The sequence below is a fragment of the Blautia sp. 210820-DFI.6.14 genome (assembly GCF_020558815.1).
Classification (GTDB): Bacteria; Bacillota; Clostridia; order Lachnospirales; family Lachnospiraceae; genus Blautia_A; species Blautia_A obeum.
Window position 1 is genome coordinate 1 of the sequence record NZ_JAJCKS010000068.1, and the last position, 1,695, is coordinate 1,695.

The following is a 1,695-nucleotide window of genomic DNA, read 5'->3' on the forward strand; positions in this document are numbered from 1 at the left end:
TTGCCGAACGGACACATTCATTTTTTCTGCAAGCATTTCTTGTGTAAACCCATTTGCACTTCGCAGTTGTTTTATTTTTTCTCCCATTGTCATATAATGCACCTACTTCCCCAGAATTTATTTTACCACGTATTCTTCTGTTCATCTGTCACCTGCATCGTATCCGTATTTACCAGATAAAAATCTACCAATTCGGTCTCGTAATTACCGTCTGGATATACTTTTTCTAACACCAGTTCTTCGCAAGAATTACCATCCGCATCCGTCTTCGCTCCGTTGTCATACAGACAATATCTTACATTTACCGTATTACCATCTTTTGTTTCCTGCGTTTCACTGACAATACCATAGACTTCTCCTTTTGCATTCGCAGTGTAACTGAAGGCCATATTTTGAAGTGCATTATTCTCCTGAAGATAATTATAGACCGCCAGCATCGCATTCTGAATCGTCAGACCATCATGCTGTCCTTCTGCCTCATAATCTTCTACCACATCTCCGTTCTGAGTATCTTCTGTCACTGGGAAATCCTCTGTATCCGCATCCGATGATTCTTCGTTATCTTCTTCAGCATCCATTATATCCGAAGAATCCGAAGACCACCACAGACCATCCATACTCTGCATAACAAATGGATTATTGGTTCGATATCTCCGCTCGCCTCCATAATCCTCCTGCACGGTTATATACGTATATTTGCTGTCATGACCAGTCACCGTCTCCTCTCCATCCATTCCGAACACTACACTCAGACCACTCATTCCAATAATCAAAAGTGTAAATATCGCAGCAGCTCCAAAAATGATCATTAATGCCACTCTGTTTTTACCAGGCTGTATGGATAATGCCTGGCAATTGTGTCTGTACAAGCTTACGATTCCCCAGATTAAAAGAATCGCCAGACTGATTGTAATAACAGCAATCGATATTTCTGCGAAACGATATCTCACTTCATATCCCATATCACGGTTTATACCATACCACAATCCGTAAAAGAAGGTACTATATGCAAGAATCAAAGTAATGATACTGATCCGTACCGGATGCTCTTTCTTATCCGGCACTGCCTTTTTCAGTGCTTCTGCCATCTGCACTGTATCTCTCTGCTCTATCCACTCAGCAAGCTCAGTTTCTGTCGGATATACACATTTAGTATCCGGAATCCCTGCATAACGCATCTGGCTCTCTTGAAGCCCTTCTGTATCTCCTGCCACTACTGCTGTAACCACTTTCAGGTAATAATACACCTTCAACTGTGCCGGATTAAATTTATCTATACAAATATCTTCCATCTCCTGTGTAGCCCGTTCATAATTGTCAAGAAGTATACTCATCCTTGCCATAACCAAAAGCATCTGATTCGCCACAGCAGGGTAACGTTGATATTGTTTCTCATATAAATACTGTGCATACTCATGTCGTTCTTCCGGTGTTAACCGGTAGGACTTCTTTCTACTCTGTGCCAACATCGCGATTCGCATACCATAAGCCAATTCTAAAATCGCAATCAGCTGGCAGATAAATGCACCAAATCCCCAGATATCTGTTATACGATCCACATAGGTTACCAACACAATGCCTAGCATTGCCGGAATCACGATCAACCATTTTGCCCAATCTGATTTTCTCACACTAACACCCTCCTGAATAGTTTTTCTGAATATAGTATATTACCGCACACACCAATCAACCATA

At 41.4% G+C, this 1,695-nt stretch carries 1 protein-coding gene; it reads right to left on the reverse strand.

Going from position 1 to position 1,695, the window contains the following annotated elements; translation table 11 throughout:
* Positions 1-122: 122 nt before the first annotated feature.
* Positions 123-1,631 carry a hypothetical protein gene (locus LI112_RS17700; protein ID WP_227191198.1) on the reverse strand — a complete coding sequence of 503 codons (1,509 nt, stop codon included), beginning with the start codon at positions 1,629-1,631 and terminating at the stop codon, positions 123-125.
* Positions 1,632-1,695: the final 64 nt, after the last annotated feature.